Origin of the sequence: Armatimonas sp. (genome assembly GCF_031410135.1) — a bacterium.
In the GTDB taxonomy this organism is placed as follows: domain Bacteria; phylum Armatimonadota; class Armatimonadia; order Armatimonadales; family Armatimonadaceae; genus Armatimonas.
Window position 1 is genome coordinate 1 of record NZ_JANNYP010000047.1, and the last position, 1,258, is coordinate 1,258.

The window sequence follows — 1,258 nt, forward strand, 5'->3', positions numbered from 1 at the left end:
TCCAGAAACGTCGGTGCGCCTTTGGCATGGAAACTCACAAAGTCCAGCGGGGAGTTGTTCTTGAGGCAGTGGGTGAAGAAGTCCCGCTGGAACTGCCCCCCATCCCCTGCCACATCCGAGCCGCCGACACGTGCGGTGGGCAGCGCACGGCGCACCGCCGCAATGGCGATCGTATGGAGCTTGCGACACTCCTCAGGGGTGCCACGCCAGTAGCCAATATTGGCCTCGTTCCAGACCTCCCACCACCAGCTCTCGACTTCCGCCTTGCCGTACTTCTTGACGCAGTGCGCGGTCCACTGGTAGACCAGCTCGCCCCACTTGTCCCAGTCCTTGGGCGGGTAGGCCCAGCCGGTGTAGATATCCTCGTACTTGCCTTTAGGCCACGCGTGCTGGTACGGCTCAGGCTTGACTGAGAGTGCCTTGGGCATGAACCCGATCTGGACATAGGGTTTCACACCATTTTTGACGTGTATCTGAAAAATACGATCCACGATTGTCCAGTCGTAGATCGGGTTGCCGCTCGCGTCCTCTGTGTAAGCATTGGTGCTCCCCCACTTCAGCGCGGGCGTCCCATCGCCGGTGCACAGCAGGCTGTGCGCCCGAAAAAACACCTGGGGCTTCCCGAGCTTGCCCAGCTCTTTGAGGAGCTTCTTGCCGTCGCGCATATACGCATAGTTGGGCTCGTCTGCACCAAAGAAACGCCAGATCGGCTTGAGCGGCCCCAGCTTCTTAGCCGCATCCACGGTAATTGCAACGTTCATGCTCGCTATTCTATCAAGATTCCTTAGCCACGTGTGCGTGTCAGGGCTACGGGGAACTGATACCCTATGAGCATGCAACGCCAACAGAAAAAAGAAACGGCAATAGAGCCCACCACCGTAAAAAACCACCGCATGTGGATCACCACGACGATGCTTTTGTACTGGGGCACATTCTGGATCTATGGCCAGATCGGCGGTCTCCAGATCCAAATGGCGCATGCAGCCTTGACCACGTATTCGCTGATCTCCTCAGGAGTTAATATTTTCCAGGGCGTTTGTTGCTTGGTCGCCGGACTTTTGACTCTGCGACGCCAGCGACGAGCCGCTGCACTGCTACTGATGCTTGCCGCTCTCTTAGTAGTCGTCCAAAATCAAGTTCCAGTTCTTTGATGTAGAATAGATTAGTTAGCCACTCCATTTTCTACTGTGAAGAAACCATGCCAAATAGGGAAATCTATATCTGCCGATGTGAACTTTGCCAGCAAGACGTTGAGCAT

At 55.6% G+C, this 1,258-nt stretch carries 1 protein-coding gene and 1 pseudogene; one reads left to right on the top strand and one right to left on the bottom strand.

Annotated features, from left to right (window positions below; translation table 11 throughout):
• Positions 1 to 761: pseudogene (locus RMO15_RS01645) on the bottom strand (beta-xylosidase); the annotation flags it as partial.
• Between the two features lie 72 nt (positions 762 to 833).
• On the opposite strand from RMO15_RS01645, the gene RMO15_RS01650 reads away from it, so the two are divergent.
• A complete protein-coding gene (locus tag RMO15_RS01650) occupies positions 834 to 1,151 on the top strand; it encodes a hypothetical protein (protein ID WP_309707209.1) in 318 nt (105 codons plus the stop codon).
• Positions 1,152 to 1,258: the final 107 nt, after the last annotated feature.